Source organism: Acinetobacter sp. AC1-2, assembly GCF_016124155.1.
Classification (GTDB): Bacteria; Pseudomonadota; Gammaproteobacteria; order Pseudomonadales; family Moraxellaceae; genus Acinetobacter; species Acinetobacter calcoaceticus.
This window is the reverse complement of sequence record NZ_JABFFO010000027.1, coordinates 1-309: the sequence shown is the minus strand read 5'-3', so window position 1 is coordinate 309 and position 309 is coordinate 1. Positions and strand designations below refer to the sequence as shown.

Annotated in this window: 1 protein-coding gene; it reads left to right on the top strand. The window is 47.2% G+C overall.

Annotated features, from left to right (window positions below; translation table 11 throughout):
• Positions 1 to 309, top strand: a 309-nt coding sequence (locus HL290_RS18465) for an Ig-like domain-containing protein (RefSeq protein WP_227602334.1), incomplete at both ends; no start/stop codon positions are given.

Here is a 309-nt window from a genome sequence, read left to right as displayed (position 1 = left end):
GTACATTAGGTGCGTTGACGACAACGGACAACATCACTTGGACAGCAGTGTTTACGCCAGATGGCACAGGCACAGCACCAAGCATTACTGTGGCTGATAATACTTACACAGATATTGCAGGTAACCTAGGTACAGGTGATGTACTGGATGGTACTGATGGTTTCGTTGTGGACATTGTTCCACCAACGCTTGCGATTACGACAGATGACCTTGAACTTGCAGCAGGCGAAACAGCGAACATCACCTTCACGTTCAGTGAAGCGGTTACAGGCTTTGATGCCAGTGATATCACTTTAGTTGGTGGTACAT